Origin of the sequence: Flavivirga rizhaonensis (assembly GCF_004791695.1) — a bacterium.
In the GTDB taxonomy this organism is placed as follows: Bacteria; Bacteroidota; Bacteroidia; order Flavobacteriales; family Flavobacteriaceae; genus Flavivirga; species Flavivirga rizhaonensis.
This window is the reverse complement of the sequence record NZ_SRSO01000079.1, coordinates 1-461: the sequence shown is the minus strand read 5'-3', so window position 1 is coordinate 461 and position 461 is coordinate 1. Positions and strand designations below refer to the sequence as shown.

At 37.5% G+C, this 461-nt stretch carries 1 protein-coding gene; it reads right to left on the bottom strand.

Annotated features, from left to right (window positions below):
* On the bottom strand, window positions 1-461 hold a 461-nt coding region (locus tag EM932_RS21020; RefSeq protein ID WP_170179865.1), incomplete at both ends, for a hypothetical protein.

Below are 461 nucleotides of genomic sequence, written 5' to 3'. Positions count from 1 at the left end.
TGATCCTTCCCAAACTGGTTTTCGAAGGCATCCAATCTAGGCTCAATGGCATCTTTATATCCCAGTTTATGGAATACCAAAAGTTGTGCCAGTGTATCCTTGGGGCTATTGAAAATACGTTGGTAATAATTCAGTTCAAAATCTTTAACGGCCTTAGAGAATTCGCTGTAGCGCTCTCTTACACTATCTATCTGAAAGCTTTCCTGAGTAAGGGTGTTACTGAAATCGGAAAGTGCTTTTTTTCTATTTGCATACGCTTCATCAGATTTTAAAGGGGTATAGATTAGGTCATTGTATTTTCCACCGGAAATGGTCGATTTTTTGTCACCTTTTTTTAGGTCAAGCTCAAGTTCCCCCGGTTCTAATATAAATTCTTGTTTATATACATATTTTCCCTCGGGACTATACAATCCAAAATAGGCATTTCTAATCTGCTTGAGCGTATCTGAAATCTTAAACGT